The organism is Acinetobacter sp. YH12136, from assembly GCF_013418545.1.
Taxonomy (GTDB): Bacteria; Pseudomonadota; Gammaproteobacteria; order Pseudomonadales; family Moraxellaceae; genus Acinetobacter; species Acinetobacter towneri.
This window is the reverse complement of the sequence record NZ_VPBV01000018.1, coordinates 34,098-60,736: the sequence shown is the minus strand read 5'-3', so window position 1 is coordinate 60,736 and position 26,639 is coordinate 34,098. Positions and strand designations below refer to the sequence as shown.

Annotated in this window: 24 protein-coding genes and 1 tRNA gene; 15 read left to right on the top strand and 10 right to left on the bottom strand. The window is 41.9% G+C overall.

Annotated elements, in window-relative coordinates; translation table 11 throughout:
- From FTU71_RS09585 to FTU71_RS09575, 3 genes are all read right to left on the bottom strand, one after another.
- Positions 1-925: transposase (locus FTU71_RS09585; protein ID WP_180111913.1), on the bottom strand; the 925-nt coding region annotated here is incomplete at its 3' end.
- A 188-nt stretch (positions 926-1,113) separates the two neighbouring features.
- Positions 1,114-1,425: a helix-turn-helix domain-containing protein gene (locus FTU71_RS09580; protein WP_104852853.1), complete on the bottom strand. Its 312-nt coding sequence runs from the start codon at positions 1,423-1,425 to the stop codon at positions 1,114-1,116.
- 349 nt (positions 1,426-1,774) lie between these two features.
- Positions 1,775-1,850, bottom strand: a tRNA-Gly gene (locus tag FTU71_RS09575).
- A gap of 236 nt (positions 1,851-2,086) precedes the next feature.
- Here FTU71_RS09575 and FTU71_RS09570 point away from each other — a divergent pair.
- From FTU71_RS09570 to FTU71_RS09550, 5 genes are all read left to right on the top strand, one after another.
- Positions 2,087-2,398, top strand: coding sequence for a BolA family transcriptional regulator (locus FTU71_RS09570; RefSeq protein WP_104852854.1), 312 nt, complete (start codon positions 2,087-2,089; stop codon positions 2,396-2,398).
- 13 nt (positions 2,399-2,411) lie between these two features.
- Positions 2,412-2,804: a SirB2 family protein gene (locus tag FTU71_RS09565; RefSeq protein ID WP_104852855.1), complete on the top strand. Its 393-nt coding sequence runs from the start codon at positions 2,412-2,414 to the stop codon at positions 2,802-2,804.
- Between the two features lie 101 nt (positions 2,805-2,905).
- Positions 2,906-3,742 carry a ParA family protein gene (locus tag FTU71_RS09560; RefSeq protein ID WP_070155018.1) on the top strand — a complete coding sequence of 279 codons (837 nt, stop codon included), beginning with the start codon at positions 2,906-2,908 and terminating at the stop codon, positions 3,740-3,742.
- A 13-nt stretch (positions 3,743-3,755) separates the two neighbouring features.
- Positions 3,756-4,151: a hypothetical protein gene (locus FTU71_RS09555; protein ID WP_004970241.1), complete on the top strand. Its 396-nt coding sequence runs from the start codon at positions 3,756-3,758 to the stop codon at positions 4,149-4,151.
- Positions 4,152-4,392: 241 nt separating this feature from the next.
- Complete coding sequence (locus FTU71_RS09550; protein WP_131261281.1) at positions 4,393-4,983, top strand: LysE family translocator; 591 nt, start codon at positions 4,393-4,395, stop codon at positions 4,981-4,983.
- A 98-nt stretch (positions 4,984-5,081) separates the two neighbouring features.
- Here the strand turns inward: FTU71_RS09550 and FTU71_RS09545 are convergent, their stop codons facing one another.
- Positions 5,082-5,717 carry a DedA family protein gene (locus tag FTU71_RS09545; RefSeq protein WP_096902210.1) on the bottom strand — a complete coding sequence of 212 codons (636 nt, stop codon included), beginning with the start codon at positions 5,715-5,717 and terminating at the stop codon, positions 5,082-5,084.
- 232 nt (positions 5,718-5,949) lie between these two features.
- Here FTU71_RS09545 and FTU71_RS09540 point away from each other — a divergent pair, with 232 nt between their 5' ends.
- Together FTU71_RS09540 and guaA are read left to right on the top strand one after the other, a co-directional pair.
- Positions 5,950-6,372 (top strand): DoxX family protein, encoded by a 423-nt coding sequence (locus FTU71_RS09540; protein ID WP_004970234.1) that lies wholly within the window; start codon positions 5,950-5,952, stop codon positions 6,370-6,372.
- A 224-nt stretch (positions 6,373-6,596) separates the two neighbouring features.
- Positions 6,597-8,165: a glutamine-hydrolyzing GMP synthase gene (gene guaA, locus FTU71_RS09535; protein WP_096902212.1), complete on the top strand. Its 1,569-nt coding sequence runs from the start codon at positions 6,597-6,599 to the stop codon at positions 8,163-8,165.
- A gap of 215 nt (positions 8,166-8,380) precedes the next feature.
- Here the strand turns inward: guaA and FTU71_RS09530 are convergent, their stop codons facing one another.
- Positions 8,381-9,673, bottom strand: a complete 1,293-nt coding sequence (locus FTU71_RS09530; RefSeq protein WP_004970230.1) for a GGDEF domain-containing protein — start codon at positions 9,671-9,673, stop codon at positions 8,381-8,383.
- A gap of 246 nt (positions 9,674-9,919) precedes the next feature.
- On the opposite strand from FTU71_RS09530, the gene FTU71_RS09525 reads away from it, so the two are divergent.
- The 3 genes from FTU71_RS09525 to FTU71_RS09515 all read left to right on the top strand — a co-directional run bounded on the left by FTU71_RS09525 (position 9,920) and on the right by FTU71_RS09515 (position 12,075).
- Complete coding sequence (locus FTU71_RS09525; protein WP_004970229.1) at positions 9,920-10,867, top strand: pirin family protein; 948 nt, start codon at positions 9,920-9,922, stop codon at positions 10,865-10,867.
- 32 nt (positions 10,868-10,899) lie between these two features.
- Entirely contained in the window at positions 10,900-11,298 is a 399-nt protein-coding gene (locus FTU71_RS09520) for an OsmC family protein (protein WP_004970227.1), read from the top strand.
- Positions 11,299-11,421: 123 nt separating this feature from the next.
- Entirely contained in the window at positions 11,422-12,075 is a 654-nt protein-coding gene (locus FTU71_RS09515) for a glutathione S-transferase family protein (RefSeq protein ID WP_180005908.1), read from the top strand.
- A 95-nt stretch (positions 12,076-12,170) separates the two neighbouring features.
- Here the strand turns inward: FTU71_RS09515 and FTU71_RS09510 are convergent, their stop codons facing one another.
- Both FTU71_RS09510 and argS read right to left on the bottom strand, forming a co-directional pair.
- On the bottom strand, positions 12,171-12,779 hold the full coding sequence (locus FTU71_RS09510; RefSeq protein WP_004970222.1) for an SPOR domain-containing protein: 609 nt from the start codon (positions 12,777-12,779) through the stop codon (positions 12,171-12,173).
- A 34-nt stretch (positions 12,780-12,813) separates the two neighbouring features.
- Positions 12,814-14,604, bottom strand: coding sequence for an arginine--tRNA ligase (argS, locus tag FTU71_RS09505; RefSeq protein ID WP_104852866.1), 1,791 nt, complete (start codon positions 14,602-14,604; stop codon positions 12,814-12,816).
- Between the two features lie 195 nt (positions 14,605-14,799).
- On the opposite strand from argS, the gene FTU71_RS09500 reads away from it, so the two are divergent.
- A complete protein-coding gene (locus FTU71_RS09500; RefSeq protein ID WP_004970219.1) occupies positions 14,800-15,081 on the top strand; it encodes a DUF2798 domain-containing protein in 282 nt (93 codons plus the stop codon).
- Positions 15,082-15,251: 170 nt separating this feature from the next.
- Complete coding sequence (locus FTU71_RS09495; protein ID WP_004970216.1) at positions 15,252-16,952, top strand: NAD-dependent malic enzyme; 1,701 nt, start codon at positions 15,252-15,254, stop codon at positions 16,950-16,952.
- Positions 16,953-17,077: 125 nt separating this feature from the next.
- On the opposite strand, the gene FTU71_RS09490 is transcribed toward FTU71_RS09495, so the two are convergent.
- A complete protein-coding gene (locus FTU71_RS09490; RefSeq protein WP_179994357.1) occupies positions 17,078-17,845 on the bottom strand; it encodes a hypothetical protein in 768 nt (255 codons plus the stop codon).
- Between the two features lie 536 nt (positions 17,846-18,381).
- Positions 18,382-21,873: a PAS domain-containing hybrid sensor histidine kinase/response regulator gene (locus tag FTU71_RS09485; protein WP_179994356.1), complete on the bottom strand. Its 3,492-nt coding sequence runs from the start codon at positions 21,871-21,873 to the stop codon at positions 18,382-18,384.
- Positions 21,874-22,058: 185 nt separating this feature from the next.
- On the opposite strand from FTU71_RS09485, the gene FTU71_RS09480 reads away from it, so the two are divergent.
- The 3 genes from FTU71_RS09480 to FTU71_RS09470 all read left to right on the top strand — a co-directional run bounded on the left by FTU71_RS09480 (position 22,059) and on the right by FTU71_RS09470 (position 25,004).
- Positions 22,059-22,391, top strand: coding sequence for a DUF485 domain-containing protein (locus tag FTU71_RS09480; protein ID WP_179994355.1), 333 nt, complete (start codon positions 22,059-22,061; stop codon positions 22,389-22,391).
- Between the two features lies 1 nt (position 22,392).
- Entirely contained in the window at positions 22,393-24,102 is a 1,710-nt protein-coding gene (locus FTU71_RS09475; RefSeq protein ID WP_179994354.1) for a cation acetate symporter, read from the top strand.
- A 203-nt stretch (positions 24,103-24,305) separates the two neighbouring features.
- On the top strand, positions 24,306-25,004 hold the full coding sequence (locus FTU71_RS09470) for an ion channel (protein WP_154321178.1): 699 nt from the start codon (positions 24,306-24,308) through the stop codon (positions 25,002-25,004).
- Between the two features lie 90 nt (positions 25,005-25,094).
- Here FTU71_RS09470 and omp33-36 read toward each other — a convergent pair whose 3' ends face one another.
- Positions 25,095-26,006, bottom strand: a complete 912-nt coding sequence (gene omp33-36 / locus FTU71_RS09465; protein WP_257218283.1) for a porin Omp33-36 — start codon at positions 26,004-26,006, stop codon at positions 25,095-25,097.
- Positions 26,007-26,639: the final 633 nt, after the last annotated feature.

Below are 26,639 nucleotides of genomic sequence, written 5' to 3'. Positions count from 1 at the left end.
TGGCTTTATCAACCAACTTGTGAGTTGCTGTAAATATTAATGTTTTGAGCTTTGCTTTTTGAGTATCTTGTCGCTTATCTAGTTTTTTTCGACCTAGATTATTTAACTCAATTTTCTGTTTCTTGTGCGGTTTGGCTTTAGCAATCGCTCTGAGCTTATTTCTACGTTTGTACTTTTGATTTAGGTAGTCTGATTCACTTGAGATCAATTTACCTAAACCATTGCCATATACTTCACCATCAGAATCCACAAAGGCTTCTGAATAACCTTTATCAACACCTACGGTTTCCTGACCACAATCCTGTGTTTCAACTGCATCATAAGTTGAGTGAACTTCAACATTACCGTTTTTTAGAATGATTCTAAGTGTGCCTTGTGGCGCAAAATCAACAGTGGTGTTTAGTGGAATTTTAATGGTTTGTCGAGGGACTAGACTCGGCACTTTAAGCCAACATTGACCATTTAACTCAAAAGTTTTACACATATCCGCACGAACAATAATTTGATTATGTGTGTGATTAACACCATGCTTAAAGTGATTACGCATTTGACGATGGAGGAAATTATCAGTCATCCATTCATCTTTTTTAAGCAAGGTGTATAGTCTTTTTTGTTCATTATTACAGGAGGTGCGTTTTCGGATCGCCTGCTTTACTTTGTCTTTTGATGCTTCTCGATAGGCTTTAATATCACCTATGCAATCACGTAGCGTTTCTTTCCACGCATTTGCAGAAACACCAAAGTCACGACTTTCTTTCATCCACGCATCACGAATAGCTCTGTCACTGATATTCAAACCTGAAATAGCACCATATTTAGCCCACACCTCGCTACGAATACGACCAAGTAAAACAGCTTGTTTCTCAAGCTGTTTGTACTTTTGCACATTCAAATTTTTACAGTGATGAATGCGTGTTAATTTCACAAAGTCATGCCTAGGTTAAGGGATTGGATAATCAATAGATATGGATGCTAATATACCAAGACACTCACCTAAAATACAAAAGATAATCATTTAAATCTCTAATAAATACCCACCTTGCCACTACTGAATCGACATAGACAAAATGAGCACTTATGCAAATATTTGTCTATATTTTTAGTTATAGTTAATTACTCTCCTCCGAGAAGACCTTTCCATGGGTTAGACATTAAGTCATCTTGATCTTCAATAGTGACTTTAATTTCATCATTCAATAATTGTCTAATCAAATGAACCTTATCATCTGGGATGAGCATCAGTTGAGCATTTAGTCCTGCCGCAATAATTTCTAAGGTATCTAATCGAGGATTGCCTTGACTTTCCAGTTTTTGGTACTGCTGTCTTGAAATGCCTGTACGTGATTGCATATCAACTTGCTTTAAACCCAATAGGGTTCGTCTTTTTTTGACTTGCTGTAGTAAAGACTTATTTAGTGTAGACATATTTATTGCTTTTTGGTGGTATAAGAAGCATATTAGTTGCTTTTTTATTAAGAAGCAATGACAGAAATTATTAACAGGCTCCGCGGCATCAATATTTAGGATCTAGGCAAGCTGATCTTGTTTAACATAAGCCACTTAGTAGTAGCTAATACTATCTTTTGTTTTGGAGTTTTTTTTATCTTGTATGATTGATACTTTGGAGCATCATCTACACGGTTTTTTGTTCACAGTTTTGAAAGAGCACTTTTGTAAACTTACTTTTTTAAGTATAAAAATTTCTTATGAAGTAAAATATTGAATAAAACAACAATAAAAAAGCCCCAGTCATTCAACTGAGGCTTTTAGAATCTGGAGCGGGAAACGAGACTCGAACTCGCGACCCCAACCTTGGCAAGGTTGTGCTCTACCAACTGAGCTATTCCCGCATGCGGTGTATAATACATGATGCAAAAATAGGGTCAATCCATTTATGCAAAAAATTAGCTTAATTGCATAAATAAACGACATTTTTTAGAACAACTGGCGATGAGATCGCCAAATTTAAGTAGAAAAACACGCTGTAACAGCACCAAGCACGAATGATTCTGCCAAAGTGCTGAGAATTGTATAGAACGCAGTTATACTGCTAGGCAGCCTTTAAACCATTTTGGGAAATACAATCATGAGTTTAGAACAACAATTGTTGCAACGCTTAGCTGCTTTAAATCCAAGTCATTTAGAAGTTGTGAATGAATCTGCAGGGCATGGCGGTTATTTCCCAGGAAAAGAATCCCATTTTAAAGTGGTGATGGTCAGTGATGTTTTTCAGGGCTTACGTTCGGTACAACGTCATCAAAAAATTTATGCCGCTGTGGGTGATCTACTCGCGCCAAATAAAATTCATGCGCTTGCGATTCATGCCTTTGTTGCCTCTGAGTGGCAAGGCCAAGATACGTCAAGCCCTGAATGTGCACATGCACCAAAAGATGCGTAAGGGAAGGCTATAGATGGAAAATTTATCAATGCTGAACAATATTCACGTTGCTGCAGTGGCTTTGTTGCTGTTGGTGATTGTGGTGCGTGCCATGACTTTATTTAAAGGTACATTGAACCACTCTCCAAACCCTAAAGCATGGAAAGTCTTTGTAGCTTTGCAGCATTCGGCACTCACGCTGATTGTGGTGACAGGAGTCATTGCCTTATTTCTGAAGGATTTTCAGGTCGAAGCTTGGTTTTATGCCAAAATTATTTTATTTTTTGTGATGCTTTCTTCTTTGATTAAAGCGTATAAAAAAGATGAGCGTATTTTGCTGGTGCAGCGCCGTGTTGGCTGGGGACTGGCCCTGATTGCTTTCATTGCCATTTTAGGTTTGGTTATGCTTAAACCAAGTTTTGGCTAGGGCAAGTTTAAGGATTGTTAGACACTATGCGCCAACAATCATAGCGGGTCGGTTAAACTGAACATATAACAAGAACTGAAGTCATTCAACGAGGGGCGACAATGCGCACACGTGTGGTGTTTAATCAGAAAGGTGGTGTTGGAAAATCCAGTATTACCGTCAATTTGGCTGCAATCAGTGCGCATCAGGGTTTAAAAACATTGGTGATTGACCTCGACCCGCAAGCCAACTCCAGCCAATATTTATTGGGTGATGATGCCACTTATTCTGCCGACAAGCCTGCGCTTGAACCCAACATCGAAAATTACTTTGAAGAAGTGTTGGGTGCAAATCAATCCAAAGGCTTATTAGGCAATGCTTTAGGCTCAATTTTAAAAAACCGCAGCAAAGGTTTAGAAGCCTATGTGCATCAATCGCCATTTAAAAATTTGGATGTAATCCCTGCGAGTCCGCAATTGGGCGGTTTGGCACACGCACTTGAATCGAAACATAAAATTTACAAACTGCGCGATGCCTTGCAACAATTGTCCGATCAATATGACCGTGTATTTATTGATACCCCACCTGCATTTAACTTTTTTACGCTCTCTGCCTTAATTGCGGCAGATCGGGTGCTCATTCCTTTTGACTGTGATGTCTTTTCTAAACGTGCCTTACAAAGCTTGATTGAAAATGTTTTGGAAACTCAGGATGACCACAATGCAAACTTGCAAATTGAAGGCATTGTGGTGAATCAATATCAAGCACAGGCCAAGTTACCGCGTGAAGTGGTGCAGCAACTTAAAGATGAAGGTTTACCTGTTTTGAATAGCATGTTGCCGCCTTCGGTGTTGATGAAAGAATCACATCATAAAAATTTGCCATTAATTCATTTGGCAACAGATCATAAATTGACGCAGGCCTATCAATCGTTGTTCAATGAAATTGAGCAAGCGTGATACAGAGGTAGACATGAAAACATTTGCAATTGGTCTTGTCGCGGCAAGTAGTTTATTGCTGGGGGCTTGTGCGACCACAGTGAAACCTAGCTATGTGTCGCCTACACATTATCAGGCTTTGAATTGCCAACAATTACAAAGCGAATATAACCGTATTCAGCAATATATTGAAAGCGGTGTCGAAGCGCCGAAACGTACAGGTGTTGGTGTAGGTATCGGTTTAGGCGGTGGTTGGGGAAGCCGTGGCGGTTGGGGCGTTGCACCGAGTGTTTCAGTCAATATGGGACAGTCATCCAATACTAAAAGAACAGAACTGGCACGTCTTTTAGGTGAACAAGAAGCCATTGTACAAGCAGCAAAATTTAAAGCTTGCCCGATTATTGTTAAGCCCAAACCTGTAACATCTTAAATTTTAGGATTTGCGAATATTTCGTCCGTGGTGCTGCCATTTGTGCAGCACCATTGCTTAAAAAATGTAGCAAGATAATTCAAGGTTGATCTCAATCTAATATTTTAAAAACAAAAACTTAATTTTATTTTCTGTTCTATTTATACCCTTGGGTCAGTCCTGCCAGATAGAAAAACTTGTCATTTTCAATGGCTTTCATATAAGGTGTGCTCCTATTTTTGATTTGCATGCTCTGGTGTTTATGATTGAAAGTTGGCTCTTTGTCCTAGCAATGATTGCGGTCTTGATGATTCCTGGCCCGACCAATGCGCTATTGGCAAGCTCAGCCCACCAACAAGGCATTGCCAAAACCAGTCTGCTGATTCCCGCAGAGTTTTTTGGTTATATGTATGCCATTAGTCTGTGGGCGTTATTCATTCATTTGAGTGCGCCAATTTGGCCTTATTTAATTGATATACTGCATGTTTTAAGCGCAGGCTATGTGTTTTGGATGGCTTTTCATTTATGGAAGCAGTCACATTTAGAGCAACATTGTCAAAAACACTCTGCCATTCGCCCTGCACAATTATTTTTTTCGACTTTTAAAAACCCGAAAGCCTTGTTATTTGCGGCAGGTATTTTGCCTACAGAAACATGGGATAACCCGACCAACTTTGCCATGGTCTATGTCTTATTTGGTCTGATTTTATTGCCAACAGCGTTATTTTGGATGTCTTTTGGGCGAGCAGTTTTGGCGCGAGAAACCAATAAAGTGACGGCAGATTTGTTATATAAAGGCTCGGCTTTGCTGTTGGTGGTGTGTATGCTGCCAGTGGTAGCACGTTTTTTCTAAAGATTTAGAGATTTTTGGTGAGTTGAGCACTCATCTCACCTATTTTGAATGGATAAGGGCAGCACTGTTCAACAGGCATGCCCAAAGAATTTCACAACTTAAGCAGTTTTTTTCTTGAGTTTTTGGCGAATAAAACCAATCACCCCAGGCAAGACACTTAAAATAATAATGCCGAAAATTAAATGGGTGAAATTGTCTTTCACAATTGGCATATTGCCAAACAAATAACCGAGTGTAATAAACGACGCGATCCAGCAAAAAGCGCCAATTACGTTATAGGTTAGGAAGTATTTATAATTCATGCTGCCTGCACCCGCCACAAAGGGCGCAAAGGTACGCGCAAAAGGCACAAAACGCGCAAAAATAATGGTTTTTCCGCCGTGTCGCTCAAAAAACTTCTGGGTTTCGATCAAATGTTTTTTATTGATAAAACGTGATTCCAGCTCAAAAACCCGTGGACCAATATATTTACCAATGTGGTAATTCAAGGTGTCACCGAGTACCGCAGCAGTAAACAATAAAATACCCAAAATCCACGGATCCATCACTCCTGTCGATGCAGCCAGTGCGCCTGCTGCGAACAGCAAACTATCGCCAGGTAAAAACGGCATGACCACCAAGCCTGTTTCTACAAAAATAATCAGGAATAAAATAGCGTAAATCCATACCCCATATTGGGTGATGAATTCGAGCAAATGTTCATCGACGTGTAAGATAAAATCAATCAGTTCCATGGGGAAAAAACAAGCGAAAGTGTGCCCAAATCCTAGCAGTCCACAGGCGGAAAGTCAGTATGAAAAGGTAAATAATTTTCACAGTGATTTTAGGGATGCTAGACCAGCCACATCGGTTCTTTTTCGTTGCATAGATGCAACAACATGTCTTTTAAATGCGTATTTATCCTGAATTTTGAAAAAACTAAGATGTATTTGTCTTCAAGAATGAATCAAAAATATAGGTGATCTGATGTTTAATCCAAATGTTGTGTTAAAAAGTGTGGTCGAAAAAGCAAGTGTGCAAGCCATTGTAAGTTTATTTGCACGTGCTTTTTTAGCGTATTTATTTATTGTATCTGGTTGGGGAAAAATTGCAGGCTATGATGCAACAGTGGGCTATATGCAAGCTATGGGTGTTTCAGGTTCATTGCTACCTTTGGTGATTTTGCTAGAACTTGGTGGTGGTTTGGCAATTCTATTCGGTTTACAAGCACGTGTCGTGGGTTTGGGTTTAGGTGTTTTTAGTCTTTTAACTGCATTTTTATTCCATGCTGCACCAGAAGATGCGCTGAATTTTATGAAAAATATTGGTTTGGCTGGCGGTTTCTTCTACATCATGCTTTACGGTGCAGGCAAAATAAGTCTAGACCATCTTTTGGAAGCAAAAAAGTAAGTCATTGATTTCCACATCAGCTCAACAATTTAAGCAATCTTCAAGAAGGTTGCTTTTTTTATGCCATAGAAAATGCATAGTCTTTTAAAACTTAGAGTATGTGGTCACTGCAATATCACGAAGAAAAATAGCCATTTTTAGGATTGTCTGAATAGTGTGCGCAAGGCGTGGAAAAATGCTAGAATAGCGCGCTTAATTCGTTTGCCTTTCTATAGTTGTTTGTCATGACTACCAATACTCAAATTACTGAAGATCGTATCCTGATTCTGGATTTCGGTTCGCAATATAGCCAGCTGATCGCACGTCGTGTTCGTGAAGCGGGCGTATATTCTGAAATGTATGCCTACGATATGTCGGAAGAAGACATTCGTGCATTTAATCCAAACGGTATTATCTTATCGGGTGGACCTGAAAGTGTTCACCAAGCGGGTAGTCCACGCGCACCTGAAATTGTATTTAACTTAGGCGTACCTGTACTGGGTATCTGCTATGGTTTACAAACCATGTCAGAACAACTGGGCGGTAAAGTTGAAGCGGGTTCAGTACATGAATTCGGTTATGCCGAAGTCGATATTTTGGTACGTGACAAACTGATTGGTAACTTGCAAGACCGTGAAAACCAATTGCACGTTTGGATGAGCCATGGCGATAAAGTGGCACGCATTCCAGAAGGCTTCCAAATTACGGCTAGCACACCAAGCTGCCCTGTGGCGATGATTTCTGATGAAACACGCCGTTTCTATGGGATTCAATTCCACCCAGAAGTAACGCACACGGCTAAAGGTGCAGAATTACTGTCTAACTTCGTACATCAAATTTGTGGATGTCGTGGTTTGTGGACACCAGAACACATTATCGACTTGCGTGTAGAGCAATTACGTCAGCAAATTGGCGATGAAAAAGTATTGCTTGGTTTGTCGGGCGGTGTGGATTCTTCTGTGGTTGCGGCATTGTTGCATAAAGCCATTGGCGATCAATTAACGTGTGTATTTGTAGACAATGGTTTGTTGCGCTTGAACGAAGGCGATCAAGTGATGCAAATGTTTGCAGAAAACATGGGGATTCGCGTGATTCGTGCCGACGCTGAACAGCGTTTCTTGGGTGCATTGGCTGGCGAAGTTGATCCAGAGAAAAAACGTAAAATCATTGGTCGTGAATTTATTGAAGTTTTTGCCGAAGAAGCACGTAAGCTGGATGGCGTGAAATTCTTGGCACAAGGTACGATTTACCCAGACGTGATTGAATCTGCAGCCAGCAAACAAGGCAAAGCGCATGTGATTAAATCACACCACAACGTGGGTGGTTTACCAGAAGATTTAGCTTTTGAATTGGTTGAACCATTACGTGACTTGTTTAAAGATGAAGTTCGTAAACTTGGCACCACTTTAGGCTTGCCACACAGCATGATTTACCGCCATCCATTCCCAGGTCCAGGTTTGGGCGTGCGTATTTTGGGTGAAGTGAAAAAAGAATATGCAGACATTTTACGTCTAGCTGATGATATTTTCATGCAGGAATTACGTGCAAGTGGCTGGTATGACAAAACAGCTCAAGCATTTGCAGTATTCCAACCTGTAAAATCAGTTGGTGTCGTAGGTGATGGCCGTCGTTATGCATGGGTAATCGCACTACGTGCCGTAGAAACAGTGGACTTTATGACTGCACGTTTCGCACACTTGCCGTATGATTTGGTTGACCGTATTTCAACGCGCATCATGAATGAAATTGCAGAGGTTTCACGTGTGGTTTATGACGTATCATCTAAACCACCTGCAACCATTGAATGGGAGTAATTCAGGGATTTCGCGAAGCACTGCTTCGTGCCTGAATTACGCCAAGCGCTATGTGCGCGGCAGTCGGGGTTTCAAGCAGCACTGCTGCTTGCCAGTTTTACGACATGAGCCCATTTTAAAGCACGGCTTTTAAAATGGGTGCAAGATGCTTGCGGCAGCTAGCTTTCCTCTTGCACATAAAAAAAGAGCACTCCATGTGCTCTTTTTTATGCCTGCTAAACAATCCAAGATTTAATTTCTTTTTTTACCGTAGATTTAGGGGGCTCAGGCATCCCCACATCAAAACTGATGACACAATTTCGTCCACGTTGTTTGGCTTGGTATAAGGCCAAATCGGCTTCTTTAATTAGGGTCTGTAAGTCGGTTTGTTGTGGTTTTAAACTGGATACTCCAATGGAGACAGTGAAATTAAAACATTTTTTATCAATGCACATTTCATGCTGAGCAATTTTTTGTCTTAAGCGTTCTGAAATCATCAGTGCTTCATCTAAGCTGGTTTCACTAAGCAGAGCGATAAACTCTTCACCGCCAAAGCGTGCCAAAATATCCTTGCGGCGCATTTCTTTACGAGCAATGTCTGCAATATTTTGTAAGACCCGATCTCCAATATCGTGCCCATAGGTATCGTTAATTTGTTTAAAAAAGTCGACATCAAACATTAGTAAGCAGACCGATTCAGATTTAGGCCATGCATGAATTTTGTGTTCTGCCATGTGTACAAACTGACGTCGGTTATTGAGTTGGGTCAGTTCATCGGTGTGTGCCAAGGCTTGCAAGGTATGAAAATTCCAGTCATCCAGCAAACTGCGTAAAAAGTGATGGCGGGCATTTAGGGTGTTGATCCAACTGATATACAAACTCAACAAACATACAGGGATATACACCACCATAAAAACTAAGGCATCCTGCAAATTGGTGAGGGAAATCACCCCCAAAAACATGAGTACGCTCATGACCAATGAATTGTAGACCGCAGGGCGGAAACGCACTTGAATACATAGGTTCGCCATGAGCACAAAAATGACCGAGGCATACACATAAGTGGAAATCCAAGGGCTTTGTGATTGCGACAGGATATAGAACCAAATACCGCAGCACAGTGTGGCGCTGACCGGTAAAATTAAATCTAGCAGGCGAATATCTTTGATCAATTTAAAGCAGAAATAATTGCCAATCAGCGCCAATACAACAGCACTGAGACGGAGTGTGGCCGAGAGTGTAGTGACATCTGGAATGATGAAATAATCGATAAAGAAATACAGCAGGAACGTCATTTGCCCAATGTAATTGACTTGGCGTAAATAACGACGCTGATGTAAATTCTGGTGTTGATAAAAATGTGTTTCAAATTGCGGCGGGAGTTGCGCAGCAGGGTGCTGCAATGCTTTTTCAATTGCTTGTCGGTTTTCAAGATCACACTCAGTTGTTTTTAAAAGTTTTTCTGAGGCTTCCTGATTGCTTAAAATCTTCGAACGGGTCTGTTCCCCCATTCGAGCTTTTACAGACATAGCGATATTTACTCAAATTGACAACTTATAGTGAGGATTATGCGCAAAATGCAGAAAAAATAACCTCCCTAAATTTGGGTATTTTCTCTATTTTTTTTAAATTTTGGTCAAAATTATGCCATATATTTTAAGGTGTAGTTCAAGTTTGAACCATAAAAATCAGAACAACAAATTTCATCTTGCTCTTCGTTAGTGATTTACTATATTTAATAGTCAAGGAATTTACAGAAATATAAGAGGTATAGGATGAGCAACAGCAATTATACCGAGCTTTCCAATTCAGACGATTGTGATAAGTACGTCAAGCAATTTATACAGGAATTTCCACTGCGTAGTGCTGAAATTGGGCAGGGAACTTTAATTAAACGTGCTTTACCGAGTCGGCATAAACGCATGATTGGGGCATGGTGTTTTCTAGATCACGCAGGTCCTGTTAATTTTCCACAAGGTGAAGGCTTAGATGTCGGGCCGCATCCACATATTGGTTTGCAAACATTCACCTGGATGATTGAAGGCAGCATTATGCATACCGACAGTTTGGGTACTAAGCAATTGATTCGTCCCAAACAGGTTAATTTAATGACCGCGGGTTATGGTATTTCACATACCGAAGTTGCTCCCGACACCGAAACACACATGCATACAGCGCAACTGTGGATTGCTTTACCTGATGATCAGCGCAATATGGCGCCACGTTTTGATCATTACCCTGACTTGCCTGTGGTTTTGCTAGATGGAGTGGAATTTACCATCTTAGTTGGTGAATTTTTAAATACCACTTCACCAGTATTAGTACATAGTGAGTTGCTAGGGGTAGATATTTATAGTGAAACCAGCACGACAACCCGTTTGCCGCTGAATCCTAAATTTGAATATGGTTTGATGATGCTGGAAGGCACAGCCACTGTGCATGGGCATGAATTAAACGATGAAAATATGCTGGTGCTTGAACCGGGCTTAACCGAAATTCAGCTAGATTTACATGCGGGTGCGCGTCTGTTGCTATTGGGCGGTTTACCTTTTGAGTCGCCAATTTTGTTGTGGTGGAATCTCGTCGGTCGTACCCAAGAGGAACTCAGCATTGCACGTGAGCAATGGGTCAATCATGATCCTCGTTTTGGCACAATACCAGACTACGATGGACCACGTTTAGAAGCGCCGACTTTCCCCGCAAAAATGCGTGCATCAAAATAAATGATGGAATATCAATCTATAGGGAGCATCTTATGGCCAAGATTGGCACAGCACAGGTACGCAGTTTAGACACGGCATGGCAAGGTCAGATCCAAAGTGGTCAGCACCAATGGAAGGTAGATGAGCCTGAAAAGTTAGGTGGTCAAGATGCAGGTCCTGCACCTTATGATCTGTTATGTAGCAGTTTGGTCGCTTGCACCATGATTACCTTGCGTATGTATGCACAGCATAAGGGTTTGGATTTTGGCAAAATTCAGGTCGAGGCGGACTTCTTTACCAATCAGGAAGGGCAGGAGTGGATTGAACGCCGTGTGCAAACTGAAGCAGCGTTAGATGCAGAATTACAGCAAAAAGTACTGAATATCTGTCAAAAAACACCTGTGACGAAAACCTTGTTACGCAGTGTGGAAATTCGTACTGAATTGGGTTAAACCTAGAGTTGAATCCGTCTCTTATAAAAAGGCATGCAGGACATGCCTTTTTATAATGTTGCGTGAAACAGAAGATATAACAATCACTTAAAACAGATGTAATAAAAACAAAATAGGACGTTTATGATTACTTTACACCACCTTGATCAATCCCGCTCTTTCCGCATTTTGTGGGCGCTCGAAGAGCTGGGTTTGGACTATGAAATCAAGTTTTACCACCGTCAGCCCAATTTAAGTGCGCCCAATGAATTGAAGCTGATTCACCCATTGGGTAAAGCACCAATTTTGACGGATGCAGAGCAGACCATTGCAGAATCTGCAGTCATTTTGGAGTACTTGCAGCAGCATTATGATACTCAAAGGCAGTTTAAACCGCAGCAGGCTTCAGCACAGCAAGCATATCAATACTGGATGCATTATGCCGAAGGCTCGCTAATGCCATTGTTAGTGATACAATTGGTGATAACCAATGTGCCGCAGCATGTGCCATGGTTAGTTCGACCAATGGCGCAAAAAATTACTGCAGGTGTTAAAGCAGGGTTTATTCAGCCTCGTTTAAAAGATCATATTGCTTATTTAGAAGATTATTTGGGCAAACATGATTATTTTGCAGGGGATTTTTCTTTTGCCGATATTCAAATGGGTTTCCCGCTCCAAGCATTGCAAAGCCGTACCGGGCATCATTATCCACAGATTGCGGCTTATTTGGCACGCGTGGAACAGCGTCCTGCATTTCAGCGTGCACGCGAACGTGAGCAGCAGTTAATGCAAATCTAGCGATGATTTTTGTGAGTACATCGTTCTATAGACCTAAAAAAAGATGCCGAGGCATCTTTTTTTAATTGATTTTGGTCGATTGATAACAATGAGGCTTAGCGTTTCACGACAATTGAATCAATTCCACTATGCTGCAAAGTTTGCTGAGCAATCACTGCAGCATCGGCTGAATCATAAGGGCCTGAAATCACCCGATACCAAGTTTCACCACCTTCTACACTTTTCACTACATCTGCCGATAAACCATTCAAAATAATTTCGGCACGACGTGCATCTGCAGCATCTGGGTCGGTATAGCTACGCACTTGTAGAATATAGCTGGCTTGTACCACAGGGGCAGGCATTTCTGTCAGACCAACATTGGCTTCGCTGGCCGCTGGCGCCTCTACAGCAGCAGGCGCTTCAACAATGACTACGGTATTCTGTTGCTGTGTTTCAGGCACCGCTTGCTCAGGAATTGGGGTAACCTGTTGCTGTGGCAGCAAATCATAAAAACGATAGTCTTTGTTGGTATCTTCCTGATAATGCTCAGAATTGATTTGCCCTTTAGGCTGTACAGGTGCCCACGGTTTCCATAGCATTAAGGCTACAGCAAAACACAACACGATTAAAATCACCACGAGTGTGCCTAACCACGTTGGAATTAGTGGTTTTTTGGGCTTATTCGGTCGTTCAGATACACCGCGTTGCGTTTTTCCAAACACGTGGACTTCCTCTTGTTATGCTTTTATTTGGCTTTTACATTGTTTCTGGTGCAGAGACACCTAATAATTCTAAACCATTACGCAAGACTTGTTGTACGTTTACTGAAAGCAATAAGCGTGCTTGAGTCAAGGCTGCATCATCATTCAGAACTTTATGCTCATTGTACCAACCGTGGAACAATGCTGCTAATTCTTTCAAATAGTTACCTACCTGATGCGGTTCGTGGCTGTTGGCAGCACGTACTAAAATTTCAGGATACGCAGCCAGTTTGGCTAAAATTTCAGTTTCAGCATCTAGCTCAAGTTTAGCGGCAAACTGACGTGCAGTTGTCGCATTAAAATTCAATTGCGTAGCAGCAGCTTTTTCGAGCATACGACAAATACGTGCATGAGCATATTGAATATAGTAGACCGCATTGTCTTTACTTTGTGAAACGGCCAAATCTAGGTCAAAGTCAATGTGCTGTTCAGATTTGCGCATGACGTAATAGAAACGTGCAGCATCGTTGCCGACTTCTTTACGCAAATCACGCAAGGTCACGTACTGACCTGAACGGGATGACATTTGTACCATTTCACCACCACGCCATAAGCTCACGAACTGCACTAACAGTACCGTTAATTTTTTCGAGTCGTAGCCTAGTGCATCAATGGCCGCTTTCACACGTGAAATATAACCGTGGTGATCTGAACCCCAAATATCAATTAGGTCTGTGTAGCCACGTTGTAATTTATTCAGGTGATAAGCAATGTCTGAAGCAAAGTAAGTGGTTTGACCATTGCGGCGTTTCACCACACGGTCTTTTTCATCGCCAAATGCGGTCGATTTAAACCAGATATTGCCGTCTTGTTCGTATAGATAACCACGTTGATCTAGTGTTTGCAGAGCTTCATCAATTTTTTCAGTCAATGACGCTTCGCTAAACCATTGGTTAAAGGTGACACCAAACTCGCCCAAGTCATCTTTAATGTCGGCCAAAATAGCATTCAGCGCAGCCTGATGGAACACGCGATAATCATCACCCAAGAGCGTTTGTGAATTGAAAATCAAACCATCAATGTGTTTTTCTTTGTCGCCCGACAAGACCACTTTGTTGCCATCGGCATCGAGTTCTGCCGCATATTGCACATCTTCAGGCACATTGTTATATACATCTGCAACAGGGCGTACATGGCGTTCACCATCCTGTTTTAAAATGCTTTGTGCGATGTCTTTAACGTAGTCACCCTGATACGCATTTTTGGGGAACACCAGCGTTTGACCTGCCAGTTCCAAATAACGCAAGTAAGTTGAAGTCGCCAAAATATCCATTTGACGGCCAGCATCATTGACATAGTATTCACGGTCAACTTTAGCACCTGTGGCTTCAAGTAAATTGGCAACTGTCATACCATAAGCAGCACCACGACCATGACCCACGTGTAGGCTTGAGGTTGGGTTAGCAGAAACGAACTCGACCTGAATGCGTTTTTCTGCATTGATTTGGCTGCGTCCAAATTGTTGTTTTTGTGCTTGAATTTGATCTAAAACACTAAAACGCTGGTCGGCATTTAAAAAGAAGTTAATAAAACCAGGGCCTGCAATCTCTGCTTTGCTGATGTCTGCAACTTCAGGCAGAGCAGCAAGAATTTTTTCGGCTAAATCGCGTGGCTTCATGCCTGCGGCTTTAGAGGCAATCATGGCAATATTTGATGCGAAATCACCGTGGCTGCGGTCTTTGGTACGGGTTAAATTACTCGTATTGTTCCAGTCAGATGGGAGTACACCTTCAGCTTGAAGGGATTGCACTGCATGATCGAGCGCTGCTTGTATTGCCGTATTCATATTTAGTCGAAAAATAGATGTGCAGAAAAACGCTAAATATAGCAAATTTCAGGGGCTTTAGGGGAGTGCAATTGTATGCTTTATCGAATTTCAGAGATTGTAGCTAAGCATGAACAAATTGCCTGAAAAATCATCCTTTAAGCAAGCAATTCATGGCATAGTATGCGGCATTCAGTGAGGCGAAAAGGCTAGAGCATGAAACAACGTGCAATGATTTTTGGCAATGTACCCAAATTACCCATGAAATGGGCCACGGTGGTAATGCCTTTCTTTTTATCATGTTTGATGAGTGGCATCATTTCGTTGATTAATATGATCCGAAATTTGGGCTGGATTGAGGGATTTTTTACCCTGTGGTTGCATAACTGGATGATTTCTTGGGCGTTTGCTTTTCCAGTCGTATTATGTGTGCTGCCTTTGGTGCGTAAGTTCACTGGCTTAATTGTAGATATGACGCCACTGCAACCACCCAAATAAATTAGGTTCGATGCCTATATAACATGGGCTATCAGAAATAAAAATCATTCAGATTTGGTTATCAAACTTCTAAATGCCCCCTTTGCTGCAAAAGGGGCTAAGCTAGTCAGATGTCAGATGGTGCATCTCAATCCATGCGCCATCAGCAACCGATTAGAATGAGATGAACAATGACAACCGCAAATTTGCAGCAGAAACGTCCTTTATATATTCCCTATGCGGGCAACGGCCTTTTAGAATTGCCTTTATTAAATAAAGGTTCTGCATTTTCAGAAGAAGAACGCACCCGTTTTAACTTGCATGGCTTAATTCCACATGCAATTGAAAATATTGAAGAACAAAGCCAGCGTTCGTATCAGCAATATTCTGCTTTTAGCGATGCCATCAACAAGCATATTTATTTGCGCAACATTCAGGACACCAATGAAACCCTGTTTTATCACCTGATTGAACAGCATTTGAGTGAAATGATGCCTATTATTTACACCCCAACTGTAGGCGAGGCATGTCAGCGTTTTTCCGATATTTACCGCCGTCATCGGGGTATTTTTATTTCCTATCCAGACCGTGCCCATATTGATGATATTGTACAAAACATCAATAAAAAGAATGTCAAAGTGATTGTGATTACCGATGGTGAGCGTATTTTAGGCTTGGGTGATCAGGGCATTGGCGGCATGGGTATTCCAATTGGAAAACTGTCTTTATATACAGCATGTGGCGGTATTAGTCCTGCCTATACCTTACCCATTACCTTAGATGTAGGCACCAATAACCCACAATTACTGAATGATCCGATCTATATGGGCTGGAATCAGCCACGTATTAGTGGTGAGGAATACTATCAATTTGTCGATCAGGTGATTGATGCGGTGAAACGCCGTTGGCCAAAGGCATTGATTCAGTTTGAAGATTTTGCTCAGAAAAATGCCATGCCCTTGCTGAATAAATATCGTGATCAGATTTGCTGTTTTAATGATGATATTCAGGGCACTGCTGCTGTATCTGTGGGCAGTTTAATTGCTGCATCACGTGCGGCAGGCAAGCAGCTGAAAGATCAAACCATTGCCTTTTTGGGCGCGGGTTCTGCAGGATGTGGTATTGCCGAGCAAATTGTGGCGCAAATGGTGGTGGAAGGCTTAAGCGATGCTGAAGCACGTGCTCGTGTGTATATGGTGGATCGTTTTGGCTTATTCACCAGCAATCAGCCAAACTTGCTCGATTTCCAACGTAAATTGGCACAAAGTCCTGACCGTGTTGCACATTGGGGCAATCCTGAAGGTGTGATTTCTCTGTTGGACGTCATTCAAAACGCCAAGCCAACGGTATTGATTGGGGTTTCGGGGCAACCGGGTTTATTTACTGAAGAGGTGATTAAAACCTTGGCTGCCAATTGCGAGCGTCCAATTGTGTTGCCATTGTCAAACCCAACCTCACAAGTTGAAGCATTTCCTGCCGATATTTTGGAGTGGACTGAAGGCAAGGCCTTAATTGCAACAGGTAGCCCATTTGAGCCAGTGAACTATCAGGGCAAACTTTATAATATTTCCCAATGCAATAACTCGTATATTTTCCCAGGTATTGGCTTAGGGGTAATCGCTGCAGGGGCAACACGTGTGACAGACAGTATGTTAATTGCATCCAGTAATGCGCTGGCGGACTGCTCACCATTGTTGCAGGATCCAAATGCAGATTTATTGCCTGATTTAAATGAAATTCAGCAGGTGTCTAAATTTATTGCATTTAGAGTCGCAAAAGCAGCAATGGATGCAGGCGTTGCAGCTGTCATGAGTGATGAGGCATTACGAGAGGCAATTGAGGCTAATTTCTGGAAGCCTGAATATCGTGATTATAAACGTGTGACGTTTTAAGCAAAATTCATTCGTGTATTGTTAATGAAATAAGCCACAAGGCGTGTTATTGCACGCCTTGTTTTTATTTGGAATAGGATGGGGTTTGCGATGTGATTACTTGGAATTTAAGTCTTCAACTCACACTAAGCAATATAGTTCTGTTTTGGATTTAAATCGGCACAATTCAAAGGATTTAAGGCACATTGCAATTCATCAATTTGCTGCTCACTGACATAGCCTTGTCCAATCAGGTATTTTGCAACGTGGTCATCTCTCAGGCTTATAAACGCAGCATCGTACACGCCTAAATCGACAAATAAGGCTGCCGTTTCAAGACTGTTAAAACGGTCTAAATACACGTCATTGCCATACAGTAGAAAAATATGTTCAGTGGGTGCATGCGCATCGACTTTTAAGCGTTCTGCCAGCTCAAAAGGTGAGGTTTTAATGAACAGCAAATCGGACAATTCATCAAATTGAGCTGTATCGAGTTGTGCCTCATCTGTTTTGACTTTGCCTAACCATGCTTTAAAGACCAGTACCGCACCACCACGTAATAACATACTCCAAATATGTTGGCGGGTAGGTTCATCTAGGCCTTGAGCTTTTTGCTCCAAAAGGCTGAGTAATTGTTGTTCCTGATCTGCAAGTTTCTCGAACAGACCTAAACCTTGAGGTTTATACGCTGCAGGACTAAATACATCAAAGTTTAACTCTTCAAAAACCTGCAAGGCTAAGGGCACAGCACTTTGGTAAATGGTTTCCAAAGCTTGAAGATGAGTGGAACTGAGTTTGCTATTGGGGAACAGTTGATTCCATTGAATTTCGGGTAAGAGCGCATTTACGCCATATTGACGCTGTAGCTGCTGTGTTTGTTCTGCGAGCTGCTGTTCATGGTTCACGGTATTCATGAGATTCTTCCTAAAACGTGAAAACAGGTCGATCAACGCTTAATAGGGCAGGAAATTTGTTTGGATGTGGCTTGAAGATGAATGCGCTGATCATTTCTTGTACTTAGTTATGCGCGCAGATAGTCAATAGATGTATAAGACTAAAGTCTAATGTATTGCAATGTGCTCAGAAAAGCCTTTACAAACTCGGCAATTAAAGAAATTGTAAGCAAGTTTGGGTGTATTTGCTTACGATCTTGTCAGACTTTGCCATAGCGAATCTGACCATGATATTTAATGTGAATTGTAGCGCATCAAAAGGCAGTGTTTTTGAAAAGTTTGGTCAATTGGTGTGCTGCATCAGGTCAATCGCTGTCAATATTGACAGCAAATGTGTTGGATTTTCATTGTAGCCATATTTCGCTATGTAAAGTGAAGCTTGGTCATCAGACTAACAAATGTAACCAAACCAGAAAATGTAACAAGGTCGGTGCGTTCATCTCAGCTTTATCTCTGTGGGATGAGCGCCCCAAATTAGCCAAAGTTAGGTATGTGAATCAAGTCTCCGAAATTTTCAGACCCGATAACCAAGAACGTAGCGATGCTGGTTTTAATGGTTTTTTCAGCAAGACGATGTTGAGTTCTTTTAAGCGTTGCGGTAGTTCTGGATCAGAGTCAGCAGTAATTAACGCCACAGGTACATCGGCTTGACGATGTTCCAGAATAAAATCTAAACCGATTTTATCGTCATTTAAGTGCTGATCGACCAACCAAACTTGAATGTGCTCACGTTGAATCAACTCAATTGCTTGTTCAGGTTCGGTGGCTTTAAATACGTGATAGCCCCATTTACTCAGCAGGGTCGCCATGCCTTCCAAAATGGTTTCATCATTGTCTAAACACAAAATTTTATAGGCTTTGGTTTTCAACGGCACCACTTGCACAGGTGCAGCCACTACTTTTGGAGCTTCGACAATCGGCACTTCAATCATAAAGCACGAGCCTTTGCCCAATTCCGAATAGACATGCACAGGGTAGTTCAGCAAACTGGTCATACGCTGCACAATCGCTAACCCAAGACCTAGACCTTGCTCACCCCAAGGCGACGTATGTCCGCAACGCTCAAATTCCTGAAACAGTTTAATACGTTGTTCTTCGGCAATACCCGGACCTGTATCCCACACCCCAATTCTAATATGTTGTGGATGTTCTGCAGAACGTAACACGCCCACGACCACACGCCCTTTGGCGGTATAGCGCAGCGCATTGCTGACAAAGTTTTGAATAATACGACGAATCCATTGTGGGTCGGTATCAATCCAGAACTGTACGTCATGCACACGGAATTCAATGCCACGTTGTGCCGCAATGGATTTAAATTGCAGGCTTAAATCGCTGAGTAAGTCATGCAGTGGATAAGCCTGACGTTTCGGCTGAATCGTACCGCCTTCCAAACGGGCAATATCCAATAAGGCCGAGAGCATACTTTCTGCACCATGTAGGGCACGATCCAGTTGTTGTAGAGTTTTACGGTCTTCATCGGACTGAATGCTTTGCTCTAAAGCCGTGCTAAATAAGCGTGCTGCGTGCATCGGCTGCAATAAGTCGTGACTGGCAGCGGCAATAAAGCGGCTTTTGGACATATTGGCTTTGTCGGCTTGTTCACGTGCCAATTGCTGTTCTGCCAAAGCATCGGCCAATTGTTGTGTGCGATCTTGTACCCGTGCTTCAAGTACGGCTTCGTTTTCACGGAAAGCGGTAATATCGGCAAAGGTGGTCACGAAACCACCGCCTTCAATTGGATTACCACGCATTTGAATTACACGACCATCTTTACGGATGCGTTCAAACTCGTGTGCACTGCCCATTTTCATCCAGTGAATACGTTTACGCACGTGTTCTTCAATTGAGCCCGGACCACATTCACCACGTTCTGCGTTATAGCGAATCAAATCGGCAATTGGGCACCCGACATAGACAATATCTTTAGGATAATCAAATAGTTTGAGATATTGATTATTCCATGCTACCAAACACATATTTTCATCTACCACACTCACGCCTTGGGTCATGTGGTCAATCATGGTCATGATTAGGTTTTGGTTAAAGCGTTGCCATTGTGAGGCTTGGTCAAGAATATTCGCAACTTGCCCTAAAGCGAGTCCGTTATTGACCATGGCAGTGGTGAGCAAAGTACGCGCAGATGCTGCACCAATGGTGCCTGCCAAATATTGTTCGGTAAAACGCCACCACATGCCGTTGGCATTGGCATTTTCATTCAGCACCACATTATTTTGCTGACTAAACTGCTCAAAGGCTTGTCGGGTTGGAGATTCGCCTGTAATGCGTTTTGCCAGTGTGATTAAATCGCCTACTTTTAAACGCGCTACATCCTGATGTGAATAGCTGACCTCGTTGCTCATGTTCTGAGTTGGCAAAGGCTTGGTTTCATAATAAAAGAAACTTTCGGCCTGAATCTGTTCTGCCACACTTGGGCGGAAAATACGTGACACCCAAACATATAACAAAATATTTAAACCGAGCGCCCAAACCACCCCATGTGTGAGCGGGGCAAAAGATTCAAAGCCAAGCAAGGCTTCAGGGCGTAACCAGTTGATGCCTAAAGGTCCCAGCAATAAAAATTCACGGGTAAACTCGCTGAACTGACTTGGCAGGCTGCGTAAAATAGTCGGAAGCAGCAGGGTATAGGCCCACATCGCAAAACCAACAATTAAACCTGCATAAACGCCCTGTTTACTGCCACCGCGCCAATACAAACCACCAATCAGGGCAGGGGAGAACTGTGCCACTGCACTAAAGGCCAACAAGCCAAACACAGAAAGCTGATCAATATCGTTAAAGAAGTTGAAGAACAGGAAACCAAGCAGCATCACCGCTAAAATACAAATGCGTCGGGTGAATTTCAGTACCAAAGGTAAGCGCTTGTCATGGCGTGAGAAAATGCCCATACGCCACAAGGCAGGCATGATCAGGTCATTACTCAGCATGATCGACAGTGCTACTGAAGATACCAATAACATTCCTGTCGAGGCGGAGAATCCTCCCAAGAATGCCAACAGCGTTAGCCAGTCTTGGTTATAACTGAGTGGTAAAGACAAAACTGCTACATCTGGGATGGCTAAATATTGCGGAGCTGCGTGCAAGGCCCAACTGGCAATTGGAACAATCGCGATGGTGGTTAAAATCAGATAAACGGCAAACCAGCGGCGCGCACCACGAATATGCTTTTCATCGCGCAGTTCGACCACAGCAACGTGGAACTGACGTGGCAAACAAATAATTGCTAAGGCCGCCAATAAAGTTTGCACCCAAAAAGTTTCAGGCACACCAAACAGTTGTACTTCATGGAAGGTAATTGAAACATCATTGGCAATTTGATGAATATTGTCAGGTGCTTCAAATACAAAGAAGAAAGCCACCGCCAGCAAGGCAAATAGTTTGACAAAGGACTCAAAGGCAACCGCGAGCATTAAGCCGCCGTGTTGCTCGGTATTGGCAATTTGTCGAGTACCAAACAGCATCGCCAAAATAGCCAATAAACCTGTCAGGAATAACACTGCATTGGTGGTACTTTCAACATTGGTGCTTTGATCTAAAACCACTGCGGCACTCAGCGCAATTGCGCGTAATTGCAAAGCCAAATACGGGATAATTGCAATCACCGCCAAAATTGTGACCAGTGATGCCAATGGCCCGCTTTTACCGTAACGTGCAGCAACAAAGTCAGCAATCGATGAAATGGCGTGGTGTTGTCGCACTCGACCTAAACGTCGCCAAATATCATAACCAACAGCGACAAACAGCAATGGCCCTAAATAAATGGGTAAAAAAATGATCCCTTCACGAACGGCTGCGCCCGTTGCACCATAAAAAGTCCATGATGAACAGTACACCCCTAAAGTTAAGCTGAACATGAGCATGCGCCCACGCGTGCTTAAACGACTGGCGTGTTTTTCCCCATAGAAAGCACAGATAAAAAGTAATGCGATATAGAGGGCTAAAACCCCCATAATGAGCCAGCTGTTCATGATGCCTTAAAAGTATCGACAATAGGGCTATGATAGCCTATTCCATTGCCTTTGCGCTGAGGTTGATCATTTTTTTAGCGACCAAAGTCTAAATTGCAAATCGGCTCCAACATTGTTAATTTTAAGTTCGAAATAATTCGAATTAAAAATTTGCGCCTAAGGCAGGGCGCTTGAAGGAGCAGGTTATGGATGAGGTACAAGTAGAACGCATTCTACAAAACCCAAAATTCAAAGAAATGGTTCGCAGAAAAAGTAACCTAAGTTGGACATTAACAGCAATCATGTTGTTTGTGTACGTAGGTTTCATGCTTTTAGTGGGCTATAACAAAGAATTCTTATTGAGTTCAATTTCTGGCGGTGTGACGACTTGGGGTATTCCATTAGGTCTGGGCATTATCGTTTTATCTTTCATTTTATGTGCAGTTTACTCATCAATTGCGAATGGCAAACTTGACCAGTTGAATGAAGAAGCGATGCGTGAAGTTGAAGCAATTACACATGAGAAAGGACCGCACTAAGATGAAATGGAATTCATTGAAAGCACTGGCTGCGTCTACTGTATTAATGTCAGGTATGGCATTTGCAGGACCAGATTTAGGTGCAGCAGAACAGCAGCCAACCAACTGGCCAGCAATTATTATGTTCTTGATTTTCGTGGGCGCAACTTTGTTCATTACTAAATGGGCAGCGAAGCAAACCACGAGTACTAAGGACTTCTATACCGCAGGCGGTGGTATTTCTGGTTTCCAAAATGGTCTAGCGATTGCAGGTGACTATATGTCAGCAGCATCGTTCCTCGGTATTTCCGCAATGGTGTTTATGTCAGGCTTTGATGGCTTGCTATATTCACTGGGCTTCATGGTGGGCTGGCCAATTGTATTGTTCTTGATTGCTGAGCGTTTACGTAACTTAGGTAAATATAACCTTTCTGACGTGGTCTCGTTCCGTCTAGCTGAAAAGCCGGTACGTACTCTTGCAGCATTCAGTTCACTTGTTGTAGTTGCGTTCTATCTGATTGCACAGATGGTAGGTGCGGGTCAGTTAATCAAACTACTCTTTGGTTTAAACTACAACCTTGCTGTAGTAATCGTGGGTCTACTCATGATGGCTTACGTAATGTTCGGTGGTATGTTGGCAACAACTTGGGTACAGATCATCAAAGCGGTGATGTTACTTTCAGGTGCAACTTTCATGGCCTTCATGGTAATGAAAGGTGTGGGCTTCAGCTTCACGAACATGTTCGAGCAATCAATCCAAGTATTCTCTAAAGTACATGACTTGAGCTTGGCAGATGCTGCAAACATTATGGGTCCTGGTAAGCTAGCTTCTAACCCAATTGATGCAATCTCACTTGGTCTTGCATTAATGTTCGGTACTGCAGGTTTACCACACATCTTGATGCGTTTCTTTACTGTAAAAGATGCAAAAGAAGCGCGTAAATCAGTTGTAGTTGCTACAGGTTTCATTGGTTACTTCTACCTATTAACGTTCATCATTGGTTTTGGTGCGATCCTTTATGTATCAAACAACCCACAATTCCTTGATGTTGCGAAAATGGCAGTGACTGGCAAGTTAGAACTTGTTGGTGGTAACAACATGGCTGCGGTGCACTTGTCTGACGCAGTTGGCGGTGACTTGTTCATGGGCTTCATTTCAGCGGTAGCATTCGCAACAATTCTTGCGGTTGTAGCTGGTTTGACATTGTCTGGTGCTTCAGCAATCTCTCACGACTTATACGCTAACGTATTCAAGAAAGGTCAAACGACTCCTGAATCTGAACTTCGCATGTCTAAAATTGCAACTTTAGGCTTAGCAATCTTCGCAATGATCTTGGGTATTCTTTTCGAGAAACAAAACGTTGCGTTCATGGTAGGTTTAGCATTCTCTGTAGCAGCATGTGCAAACTTCCCAGTACTTGTATTGTCTATGTTCTGGAGAGGCTTAACGACTCGCGGTGCAGTGATTGGTGGTGTAGCAGGCTTAGCTTCAGCAGTAACCTTAATTATATTGTCTAAAGCAGTTTGGGTAGATACGCTTCAAATTTCTGACACACCAATCAACCCATTTAACGGTCCTGCGATCTTTGCAATGCCACTTTCATTCTTCTGCTGCTGGTTGTTCTCTATCACTGACAACTCTGCGCAAGCACAAGCTGAACGTAAAGCATTTGATGCACAGTTCGTACGCTCACAAACTGGTATTGGTATCTCAGGTGCATCTGACCACTAAGGTCTGAAACCCCTGAAAAAAAGTCCCAGTCATGGGACTTTTTTTATGTCTGCCTGTTGGCTTGGGTAAGCATACCGATTAATATCTTGAGCATTTATGGATACGGTTATTGAGATATGCAATTTTGATACAGAGTGATTGCATTACATGACTAAATAAGCTGCTATGTTGGATGCAATATAAAAAGAATAGGTAGCAGATATATGTACATATTAGACAATGTCTGGAAAAGGTTTCAGGTCTTGCCTTCGGCATGGCTGTTGTTTTTGCAGTTTGTGATTTTGCTACTTTCACTCTTTTCACATCACAACATGCCCTACAAAGTCATCACTTGGATGGTGGGGGTATTGGTGTTGCTGCTCATTGCTAAAGTGATTCGACAAACGCCAATGTTGAGTGTTTTGGGGCTCAGTTTTGTTTATGCGGCTTTGTTCTTTTCATTCTTTATTTTACTAGGTGTGCGGCATCCTCTTATTTTGGTGATGAGTCATGCTTGTGAAGCTGCAGCCTATTTTAGCGCAGCGTATGGCTTATTGCGCTATATGTTCCATGACCGTTATTTAACCAAAGATGAGCTGTTTGCCGCTGCCGCAGTGTTTACTTTAATTGCTTGGGGTTTTGCTTTTTTATACAGCATTTGCCAGATTCTGATTCCAAATAGTTTTCAGAACCCGAATGTTACAGGTTTACAAAGCTGGTTGGATTTACTGTTTTTAAGTTTTAGTTTGCAATCTGCGACAGGTTTATCTGATCTTATACCGATCAGTCCCGAAGCACGGTTGATTGCCATGTTGCAAATGTTCTGTGGCGTGATGTATTTGGCATTGATCGTGTCACGTTTAATCGCATTGCAGTACATTCGCCACTTACCGCATCATCACCATGATGATTCGGCTGAGTGAAATAGCAGTTCAAATTTTTCATGACATATTTCAGGCATAAAAAAGACGCTCAGATGAGCGTCTTTTTTAACTTCAGTGTCTAATGTGAAATTAGAAACGGAATTTAGCGTTTACACCAACAGTTTGAGTGTCAACAGCTTCGCCTACAGCATTCGCATTTACATAGCTAGCACCAACTGCAACTGCAGGAGTGATGAAGTAGTTTACGTTCGCGCCCCAAGCAGAATCGACAACAGAGTCAGCACTTGTTTCTACATAAGAAGCACCTACGCTAAGCGCTGGTGTTAAGTAAAGATCTGTTTTTAAGTTGTACATAGTATCTTCACCATATACAAGACCTGCTTCAAAACCAACAGCCATATTGGTGCCGTCAATTGCGCCTACGTATTTTGTACGTGCAGTGATTGCATCTTGATCTTGATTGATTGTGCCCGACTCAAGTGCTGCTTTAGCAACACCATTAGCAAGGATGTTGAAAGTATCATAAGAAGTTTGGTCTGCAACGCTTGTATAACCTACAGCAACTAAGAAGTTCGGCGCTACTACTGCACCAAGTTCTAAGGCATAACGGTCGCCTTGGTCATCAAACTCAAGGTTATTTTTGCTGTCATTAATTGTATGGCTATATGCTGCACTTGCATAAACTGGAACCAATTGAGTTGGTACATACGCTTCAGCTTTAGCGCCATATGTGTGAGAAACGATATCTAAACCATCTTCGTCATATTCACCATAGTTGTATGCTAAAGAGAAGTTAGACGCTTGGTTTAAGAATGCAGCTTCAGCCAATGGACCTTTAGTCGCATCAACATTTTTGAAGTAGTAAGTACCTTGAACAGCACCAGTGAAATTCTTATCGTTTACTGTATTGTCGATGTATTCAGATTGACCTTGAACTTCGAATTGGTACGCTTGAGCACCGGTCATGGCTAATAATAATGCAGTGGCTAAACCGAGTTTTTTCATGATAGTTACCAGTTTTGTTAAAAATGGATGAAACATTGATCATTTTAGTGTAACAAATTATTAAATCAATGAACTAAAAGGACTTTATTTAAGAATTAAGTCCAATTGACTTTGTTGTTTAAAAAATATTCAAATAAAATTTTTGCTGTCAACCTAAAAACTGTATGGATAACAAGTCGATATGTTCGTTTTTGCAACAAAAGTAGAAATAATAAGCAAAGCATTAATTGGATTAATCGATCAGTTTTATTGAAATTATCTTTAATAATAATTCTTGGAATGTGAAGAATAACGGAAAAATTCACCTGTTTTAGGGTGAAATCATGATATTTGGGTAAAAAACAAGCAATAAAGAAGGCTTGTTTAGACTGAATTTGAGTGGAATATTTGAATTAATGTGAGTTTAGTCACATTAAATTTTAATATTTGTATAAAAATAAATCAGACTGGTTGACTAGGCTTTACATAAACTGTGATTTATTTCATAATTCCACCATGAAGTCCTACTACTTAAGTCGGGTTTGTAAATTATGTGACTTATCTCATAATTTAACCATCAAATCCTAAGCTTGGTTCATCCAGTAGTGCGATCTGATTCTCCATAATTGTTTGCTTTTTATCTGCCCAACTTTCCCCAAGGTTGGGTTTTTTTTTGCATGTGAAAACGCA

Coding starts and splice junctions, on each gene's coding strand:
- FTU71_RS09580 (WP_104852853.1), bottom strand. CDS start 1,425: ATGTCTACACTAAATAAGTCTTTACTACAGCAAGTCAAAAAAAGACGA.
- FTU71_RS09570 (WP_104852854.1), top strand. CDS start 2,087: ATGAGTTTAGAACAACAATTGTTGCAACGCTTAGCTGCTTTAAATCCA.
- FTU71_RS09565 (WP_104852855.1), top strand. CDS start 2,412: ATGGAAAATTTATCAATGCTGAACAATATTCACGTTGCTGCAGTGGCT.
- FTU71_RS09560 (WP_070155018.1), top strand. CDS start 2,906: ATGCGCACACGTGTGGTGTTTAATCAGAAAGGTGGTGTTGGAAAATCC.
- FTU71_RS09555 (WP_004970241.1), top strand. CDS start 3,756: ATGAAAACATTTGCAATTGGTCTTGTCGCGGCAAGTAGTTTATTGCTG.
- FTU71_RS09550 (WP_131261281.1), top strand. CDS start 4,393: ATGATTGAAAGTTGGCTCTTTGTCCTAGCAATGATTGCGGTCTTGATG.
- FTU71_RS09545 (WP_096902210.1), bottom strand. CDS start 5,717: ATGGAACTGATTGATTTTATCTTACACGTCGATGAACATTTGCTCGAA.
- FTU71_RS09540 (WP_004970234.1), top strand. CDS start 5,950: ATGTTTAATCCAAATGTTGTGTTAAAAAGTGTGGTCGAAAAAGCAAGT.
- guaA (WP_096902212.1), top strand. CDS start 6,597: ATGACTACCAATACTCAAATTACTGAAGATCGTATCCTGATTCTGGAT.
- FTU71_RS09530 (WP_004970230.1), bottom strand. CDS start 9,673: ATGTCTGTAAAAGCTCGAATGGGGGAACAGACCCGTTCGAAGATTTTA.
- FTU71_RS09525 (WP_004970229.1), top strand. CDS start 9,920: ATGAGCAACAGCAATTATACCGAGCTTTCCAATTCAGACGATTGTGAT.
- FTU71_RS09520 (WP_004970227.1), top strand. CDS start 10,900: ATGGCCAAGATTGGCACAGCACAGGTACGCAGTTTAGACACGGCATGG.
- FTU71_RS09515 (WP_180005908.1), top strand. CDS start 11,422: ATGATTACTTTACACCACCTTGATCAATCCCGCTCTTTCCGCATTTTG.
- argS (WP_104852866.1), bottom strand. CDS start 14,604: ATGAATACGGCAATACAAGCAGCGCTCGATCATGCAGTGCAATCCCTT.
- FTU71_RS09500 (WP_004970219.1), top strand. CDS start 14,800: ATGAAACAACGTGCAATGATTTTTGGCAATGTACCCAAATTACCCATG.
- FTU71_RS09495 (WP_004970216.1), top strand. CDS start 15,252: ATGACAACCGCAAATTTGCAGCAGAAACGTCCTTTATATATTCCCTAT.
- FTU71_RS09490 (WP_179994357.1), bottom strand. CDS start 17,845: ATGAATACCGTGAACCATGAACAGCAGCTCGCAGAACAAACACAGCAG.
- FTU71_RS09485 (WP_179994356.1), bottom strand. CDS start 21,873: ATGAACAGCTGGCTCATTATGGGGGTTTTAGCCCTCTATATCGCATTA.
- FTU71_RS09480 (WP_179994355.1), top strand. CDS start 22,059: ATGGATGAGGTACAAGTAGAACGCATTCTACAAAACCCAAAATTCAAA.
- FTU71_RS09475 (WP_179994354.1), top strand. CDS start 22,393: ATGAAATGGAATTCATTGAAAGCACTGGCTGCGTCTACTGTATTAATG.
- FTU71_RS09470 (WP_154321178.1), top strand. CDS start 24,306: ATGTACATATTAGACAATGTCTGGAAAAGGTTTCAGGTCTTGCCTTCG.
- omp33-36 (WP_257218283.1), bottom strand. CDS start 26,006: ATGTTTCATCCATTTTTAACAAAACTGGTAACTATCATGAAAAAACTC.